Origin of the sequence: Nitrosospira sp. Nl5 (assembly GCF_900102495.1) — a bacterium.
Lineage (GTDB): Bacteria > Pseudomonadota > Gammaproteobacteria > Burkholderiales > Nitrosomonadaceae > Nitrosospira.
Map to the genome: position 1 here is coordinate 107,574 of NZ_FMVQ01000010.1, position 7,147 is coordinate 114,720.

At 50.3% G+C, this 7,147-nt stretch carries 6 protein-coding genes, 1 tRNA gene and 1 pseudogene; 2 read left to right on the top strand and 6 right to left on the bottom strand.

The window, feature by feature from the left end; genetic code table 11:
* Positions 1-9: 9 nt before the first annotated feature.
* The 6 genes from BLP45_RS10660 to rnk form a co-directional block, all read right to left on the bottom strand.
* On the bottom strand, positions 10-234 hold the full coding sequence (locus tag BLP45_RS10660; protein WP_218117986.1) for a helix-turn-helix transcriptional regulator: 225 nt from the start codon (positions 232-234) through the stop codon (positions 10-12).
* 122 nt (positions 235-356) lie between these two features.
* Positions 357-1,463, bottom strand: coding sequence for a hypothetical protein (locus tag BLP45_RS10665; RefSeq protein ID WP_090372452.1), 1,107 nt, complete (start codon positions 1,461-1,463; stop codon positions 357-359).
* A gap of 260 nt (positions 1,464-1,723) precedes the next feature.
* Positions 1,724-2,314, bottom strand: coding sequence for an abortive infection family protein (locus BLP45_RS10670; RefSeq protein WP_218117987.1), 591 nt, complete (start codon positions 2,312-2,314; stop codon positions 1,724-1,726).
* A gap of 814 nt (positions 2,315-3,128) precedes the next feature.
* Positions 3,129-3,220: transfer RNA gene (locus tag BLP45_RS10675), tRNA-Ser, on the bottom strand.
* 274 nt (positions 3,221-3,494) lie between these two features.
* Positions 3,495-5,162: an alginate export family protein gene (locus BLP45_RS10680; RefSeq protein WP_090372456.1), complete on the bottom strand. Its 1,668-nt coding sequence runs from the start codon at positions 5,160-5,162 to the stop codon at positions 3,495-3,497.
* A gap of 154 nt (positions 5,163-5,316) precedes the next feature.
* Positions 5,317-5,835 (bottom strand): nucleoside diphosphate kinase regulator, encoded by a 519-nt coding sequence (gene rnk / locus BLP45_RS10685; RefSeq protein ID WP_371128752.1) that lies wholly within the window; start codon positions 5,833-5,835, stop codon positions 5,317-5,319.
* 260 nt (positions 5,836-6,095) lie between these two features.
* Here rnk and BLP45_RS10690 point away from each other — a divergent pair, with 260 nt between their 5' ends.
* Both BLP45_RS10690 and BLP45_RS14990 read left to right on the top strand, forming a co-directional pair.
* The gene (locus BLP45_RS10690; protein ID WP_090372458.1) at positions 6,096-6,782 is read left to right on the top strand and encodes an O-methyltransferase; all 687 of its coding nucleotides are present in this window, start codon (positions 6,096-6,098) and stop codon (positions 6,780-6,782) included.
* Positions 6,783-6,986: 204 nt separating this feature from the next.
* A pseudogene (locus tag BLP45_RS14990) lies at positions 6,987-7,147 on the top strand (adenosylmethionine--8-amino-7-oxononanoate aminotransferase BioA); the annotation flags it as partial.

Genomic DNA, 7,147 nt, shown 5'->3' on the forward strand with positions numbered 1-7,147 from the left:
ATAGGGTTCTCATTTCGCCCCCTTTGCTTTGGCGGCCAGAGGGCGATCTGATATCCATTCATGCACGTCTTTACTATGCCAGCCACTTGCTGATGCAGACAGCTTGATCCTGGCTGGGAACAGATTGGCAGCCTCAAGTCGGTAAATAGACGAGCGTGACAAGCCGGTGAGCCGCGTTACTGCGCCCATCCGGTAAATCTCATATGTCGGGATCGTTTGGGGATTGTTTTTCATTCCGCCTCCTTTACGTAAATTAATAAAACACAATGCGGTGTCATAGGGCAGCACGCATTGATGTAAAGGAGGATAACAGGGCCGGTATGCACGTTTTCGGAGGCGTGCATACCCTGCAAAATTTATTTTTTTCGTTTAAATATACGAAATTTGTGCCAGACGACCCTTTTCGCTACGCGGAACTCCTTAACTCTGAAACGATAAACAAGCTGTTCATCGTCTGCACAGACCAGCTGAACAGATGCAAAGTCTCTAATTGTGCGCTCCTCGCATTCGGCCTGTATTGCCCCCCAAAACTGAGGAAATTCCATTGATGGATCTCGGGAGAAGACTGATTTCAAATATTGTAAAGGTGGATGCCTGCTGCCGGTGTAGAGGCGCGAGAGTATGTTCTGCACTCTACGCTTGGTTAAGCTCATTTGCTTCTCGCCATTCCAATAGTCGATTCGCGGCTCATCGTCGTCACTGTAATCATCTACGTATTGCACTCTCACTGGGCTATTTTTCATAATTGCCTCGCGCGGGTTGGATTCCCTTTTCAGGCATTTCCATAAGGTTTCATTGTCCAACAGCCCATGCTCACGAATAAGCATTGCGATAAGCTTACGCAAGCCTTTCGAAGAGTCCTTGGCTTTGCTTGAGGCGAAAACGGCTAATCGTTTGAGGTAGTCGGCTAGCGAGGCAGCAGTATAACGGGTGAGTTGAAATTCCAATTTCTTGAGTCGAGCATGAATTGCCTTCTTGGTGCACGGTGACTGCTCAAATAGAAGTAGAAGGTAAAGGCAGTTGGCGCACGCTAATTGTGCCGGTGAATAGCGTAGGTAACGTTGACGCTTCCGAAAATTCCCATCCTCGTCTCTAGGGGCTCTGAAATTGTGAAATTTCACGCGAACACGCATCTTCTGGTGATTTTGCAGGCACGCCATAAGATCAAGGTCTTCTTCCGGTTGCCACTCCGGCTTTTGCCAATCCCTCTCGTACTCGATATAGGCTTGGATTAGCCGGCCCTTAAGATAATCCAGTTCTTCGACCAGAGCTTGCCAAAGATCTGGATGTTTGGCTAAGTTGCTTCCCAGCTCCATTAATCGTTCTAGCTCAGCGTCGAGGTCAGATATATCGTCGAACAAAACGGTATGTGAAACTTCTAGATGTCGACCGGAAAGCTTTCCTTCTTTTTGGGGAGGCTCAGCCATCAGGTATTTAGCTGTCGGGGTTCTTTTTTTCGGCATAGATGGTCCTTTCATCTACTGAGTGTTTGGAGCGAATTTAAATGGAATGAGGTTGAATAGGTAGGTGACTGCAGTTACCTCGACTACCTTCCACAATTCTGGCAGCCTGCCTCTTCCAATGTTGTTACTGAGTCTCGGGAGTCGAATGAAGGGAACAGCTTGCTTTTACACGGCGGTGTTCGGCCAAGAAAATAGACGCCGTCCAAATGTAAACGACGATTGATTAAAGTTACTTCGCGTCCAAGGTGGAGGATTAAAAATCAGCCACGTTGCTGCTTCTTTTTCCATGATTCAAGAACAAATAGTGCAACTGTATGAGCTGAATGGATTGCGAGGCGCGCATGGCGAGGTTCCAATTTGTAACTCTTGCGCCCGGAGCCATGAGCTGAGCTGGCGTGAGTCCTCAGTGCACCGACGCCATCAACAATCGAGATCAGTCCTGTGAGAATGGTTTGAAGGTCTTGATCTTCAACTTGGCTGGGGTCGAAACCCAAGTGCTTACGAACGATGAGCCAGACAGGCTTCAGGTCTTGCTTAGCAGGACTGACTAGATGTTCATCGTCAATGTAGAGCTTGCACAAGGATTCCAAGATGTTACTCGCGGCCGATACGGCTTCTCTCGGACTCAATTCGACATTTGAAAGCGCGCGGTTAAACTCAATGTCGATGGCAGTAATATTCCCCTCGCGGATAAACTCTCCCAACGTTCTCGAAGGTATGCCCAGTACCCCCAGAATCTTACCGCCCCTGAGGTATTGGAGTTCATATTCGCCGAGAATCTTCGCTATTTTTTCTTGGTCCTTGAAAAATGATTCATCAGAAGAGGCGTTCCGGTCGAACTGGATTTCCATGTAATTTTCTATCAATCGGCCCAAGACGTCGAGCGGCTGCACAGATTGATCTTTATTTGTTATTCGAAGCCACTCTAAAGCCTTTACCGCTTTACTTCCTGGCGGTGGATCACCGGTAGCGCCTGCATAAGTGAAAAGACTGTCGAGAGTGGCGTGACTTTCTCGGCGAGAGATTATTTCAACGCAAACAGACAGTACCGGAGCGGGTATTATTCGGCGCATCAGTTCGGAGCTTTACCAGCTGGTAAATAACGACTAACACTTAGCATTTTTTCAATAGTAAGGACGTATCGTTGGTTGGTGTTGAGGCTTTTACGGCTCTAGGTTCTTGGTGATGGGAAAGTCGGTAGTTTAACGCGATATCAAACCATGTACTCCTAACACACGAACGCAAACCAATTGGGGCCTACTGGTAACGAACCTGCGTATCGCTTCCACTTCACCCGGTATTGATTAGGAAAGAAGGAATAACGGCTTCGACTTGACGGAAAGATCGTCTTTCCGTGGCAGTATTGCTAGGCTAGGGGTATCCTCCAGTGTTGGCCGAGGGTTCTAATGCAAATTGCTGGGGGTCGTATCAGGCTTTGCTATATCGCCACTAATCGCTCAGGATAGGCGAAGATCGGAAGCTAGCGTGGAGCATTGAGATTGGAAACGTTTATGAGCGATACGAGTTGAGTCCAATCCGGCAGATCAAAATTTCTCTGATTACTCCATGAGGCTTCGATTAAGAAATCGTCAATGCAGGTCAAAACGTATGCAAAACAAGTTATATTATTTAACTCCTTATATATCAATCGCTTACAAACTTTTTTGGCGGAGAGAGAGGGATTCGAACCCTCGGTACGGTTGAAGCCGTACGCACGCTTTCCAGGCGTGTACCTTAAACCACTCGGCCATCTCTCCATCTGAAGAATTTCCTGCCGGAATCGCCAGGGGCGCAAAGGATAAACCAGAATAGATTTTCCAGCAACTTTTGCAGGTACGATAGCGCCCTGGTCGTCTACGAGCTTGTGTGGGTTTTGTGCTTGTACGCAAGGCAGTTAAACCGTCTTGCGGGACAATCGGGCGGGATTATGCGCTTTTCTGGTGATTGATCAGAAAAAAGCCGGAGCAGAAGTAACGAACAGCTTGTATTTCCCTGATCACCCATCCCCTGACAACCTATCCAAAGCGGCCATCAAAAACGCATGTTGTATTGGACATAGAAGAGATCCGGCGAGACTCCTGGCGCCGCGGTCTTCAGGAAACTGCCGGCAAAAAGCTTCGAGTATCCGACCAGGATATCCTGGTGCCGGTTGACGTGAAGGTTCAAACGGAAATCAATTTCGTCACCTACATAACTGCCTGCCTGGCCGGTAGCATCCCGCAGGGTAGCGGCACCAGCGGCGTTATATAGAAAGTCCTGCTTATTCGCCAGATAGAAGCGGTGGTATTGGGCAGTAAATGTGGCCCATGGTTGCGGATGAAGGTTGATCTGGGCATTGAAGTCGTGGATATTCTGCCTTCCCACGCGGTCGATCCAGCCCAGGTAATAGTTTCCGAAGGGGAAGAGCTGGTTGAAAGTGTTGCGGCTGCCATCATTCGCATTGTTGTCGCCGGAGGCAAAGTCATAACGGAGCCAGAACTGGGGGTTCATGGGCGTCCCCTTGAAGTGATATCCGGCACCAGAGGCCACCGCAAAGGCGGAGAGATCCTGATTGGAGAACTGGCCGAACTGGTACATCCCTTCCAATTCATAGAGGAATTGATTGTAATCGCCGGCAAGCCGGCTACCAATGGTGTGCGTGATCGCATGGCCCAGGATATTGTTGCTGCCTAACGCCCGGTTGCGATTGTCGTCCAGGCTTAGGAAATACATGTCGACAAGCTGGCCTTTCCTGGGCTTGTAAGTTCCCCATAAACCAAAGAATTCCTGCTTGTGATCCCAGTTATCGAATTTGTCTTTTTCCGTAATCATCGGGCGTACCCAGAAAGCATCCAGGTCAAATGTCGGGGTGCGCCAGAAGGCTTTAGCGCCCTGGAAGGTGCGCCGCGTATTGACCCAGTCCAGGGTGGAGATCAGACGCTGCGAGCCGTAGAGCAATTCCTGGCGGCCGATGCGCAGATAAGCCGGACCATCCTTGATATTGGCCAGCTTGATATCCGCAAAGAGGTTCAGCATATCAGTGTGGTTGACATCGGTGGGGGCCGGTGTCAGACCCTGTCCGAAACTGCGTGCATCCAGAAACTCCGCAAATAGCCGCACCTTGTCGCGAAACCACAGATCGGCGTGGAAACGGCTGCGGATTAAATGGTAATTATCGCTGGTGTTGGTTAAACGGGCGTCGGATTCCCGCATGTACCGATACCAGAAGCTGCCGCCGAAAGACAGTAAAAAATCATCCCCCATGGGGATGCGTTTGATGGGATCAAACACATCCTTTTCATGCCCCGGTTTCTCAAGATACCGGTAATCAGCCTCAAACGCGGGGGTGGTCATGAGGGCATAGGGCGCGTTGGGGGAAACCGGCGGCGCTTCGCGCTTATTGCCAGTGACATGATCCCACAGGGAGTAGTATCCCGGTCCCGATGGAGGGATGGTAAACATGCCGGGGCGGGAGGGAGCGGTGACGGGGGGAACTTTTGACCAGTCAAATTGGGCGGCTGCCTTTGGAGCCGCTGCACCCGCCGCAGTTCCTGCGGTGTTGCCGCCAGGCGCGGGTTCCGCCGCGAAAACATGGAACGCCAGGCCAAGTGCCCCTGCCCCCAGGCATAACTTTAATAGTGATCCACACGTCCGTGCGGAAGGTGTATTTTGACAGCGGGCACTGATGGCGCGAGCAGGCAGGGGACGGGGCGGATTCATGGCTTAAGTCCTGTGGGTTTTCTGGTAAAAAATGCCCGCAATTATACCAGAATCATGCCAATTTTGAATCTCGGAGCACCTTAGAATCGCCTTCACCCAGTCACTCTTTTGCTTCGATTCCGGATATCCGGTTCTCTTTCTCGAAGATTCTTTCCTAACGGTAAAATTTTCCTTCGCGTTCTGGTTGAGAGACGATTTCCACAATCCGCACCTTTATAGTGCCGCCACCCGGACGAGGCCATTCTATTTCATCTCCGGTAGAGAGACCAAGGAGCGCGCTACCTACTGGTGCAAGAATGGAAATTTTATCTCCGGCACCGTCAACATCCTTGGGATATACCAAGGTCAGGCAAAAATCTTCGTCCGAGGAGTCGATGCCGAAGCGGACGGTTGAATTCATGGTGACCACGGATGGAGGGATCTGCTCGGGCTCGACAATTTCAGCGCGGTCAAGCTCCGCTCGCAGTGCTTCCTTGCCAGGGAAAGCATTTGCCGGAAGCGACTTGAGCAAAGCTTCAAGCCGGTCCAGATCTTGGGACGTCAGTATAATTTGCGGTGTGCTGTTCATCTTAGCCTCGTTTTCAAGTTTTCGATTAAATCCGGATGAATATTCCGCGAACAGAACGATATCGCTCGAACCTAATGCCAGCGCGATACCAGAGTTCAAAGCCATGCGGCTCCGTTCCTCACCGCCTGCTTGTCGGGCCGGCAACAGCCAGGGAGCAGGCGCGTGACTTGAGCAGCCTTGATCAGTATAGCCTGCAATAAGAAGTGAGAGCTAAGCCGGTTGGAAAGGAAGAAGTGCAATTTTACACTAAACGACGCGAATATTACTCTGGCATCACCAAGCGCCAGCTGGGATTGACCCGCTACCGCGATGGGCGTACAGTCGGAAAATAGAGAGAGGTTCCCGACTTTTTTCTTGAGGAGCTAATGACTACTATGCAATCACCAACGATGCTAAACCCTGCCGTTTTAACCCCGGTCAACCCAGCCATCGAAGATTACATGCGCAGTCTGACAAGCCGAACTGATCATCCGGTGCTGACAGAAATGGAAGTTGTCGCGGAGAAAAACAACTTTCCCATCGTCGGCCGTTTAGTCGGTGTTTTTCTCGAAACGTTGGCGAAGACGATAAATGCTCAACGCATATTCGAGTTCGGCAGCGGCTACGGCTATTCCGCTTACTGGTTTGCAAAAGCGGTAGGCGCCGATGGACAGGTGATCTGCAGCGACGGAGACCCTTTCAATAAGGAGAAGGCCGAGCGGTATCTCGGTTCCGCAGACTTATCGGGGAGAGTCGATTTTCGCATTGGACTCGCCCAGGAGATATTTGCGCAGACGCAAGGTTCATTCGATATCTGTTACAACGACGTCGACAAAGGGGATTATCCGCAAGTCTGGCAAATGGCAAAAGACCGGATTCGCCCTGGCGGTCTTTATATTGCTGATAATGTACTCTGGCATGGACGGGTGGCGGTGGAAAATTATGTTGATATCGTCCCCGGTTGGACTGAAGCAATTCTTGAGCACAATCAGCGGATTTTTAACGACCCCGAATTCGACGCCTTTATCAATCCGACCCGTGATGGGGTGATCGTGGCGCGTAAAAGAATGTGACAATACTCATAATTCAACTGCTCAAGAATTCCCGATTACAGATTTAGCTTGCTTACACCTCAGCTCAGGATCGTGAAGCGAGTCATGGCCCTTTCCCAAGCAGTTTCAATTAATTCTCCCCGGCACAAAGATTTGCGCGTTATTTGAGACGGGCTCTCAACCTCAATTGCACTAAATTCACGCGTATGTACTGGTAAATATTCTATGTCTGGTATCGATTCTGAAATTCTACTGGCGTCAGTTCCCCTCCAGGAACGCAGCCTGAGGGCGGTATGGCACCCATGCACCCAAATGAAACAGCATGAGATAGTGCCACTCATTCCGATTGCCCGGGGCGAAGGAGCATGGCTTTACGACTTCGATGG